Genomic DNA, 264 nt, shown 5'->3' on the forward strand with positions numbered 1-264 from the left:
CCGGGTTTTCCTTGTGGTACAGGCAGCCGGTGACGAGGGGCTGGTCGGGGTCGCCTTCGAGGAAGGTGACGAGGACTTCCATGCCGATGCGCGGGATGGAGATGGCGCCGTAGCGGTCGCCGGCCCAACTGCTGGAGACGCGCAGCCAGCAGCTGGTCTTGTCGTCGGCCTGGCCTTCGCGGTCCCAGTGGAATTGCACCTTGATGCGGCCGTATTGGTCGCAGTGGATTTCTTCGCCTTTGGGGCCGGTGACCATCGCGGTCT

Annotated in this window: 1 protein-coding gene; it reads right to left on the reverse strand. The window is 65.2% G+C overall.

Features of this window, described 5'->3' with window-relative positions:
* Positions 1-264 (reverse strand): type VI secretion system tip protein VgrG (gene vgrG, locus L6D82_RS28510; protein ID WP_236192155.1); only part of this gene is annotated, 264 nt, incomplete at both ends.

This window comes from Pseudomonas paraglycinae, from assembly GCF_021601625.1.
GTDB lineage: Bacteria > Pseudomonadota > Gammaproteobacteria > Pseudomonadales > Pseudomonadaceae > Aquipseudomonas > Aquipseudomonas paraglycinae.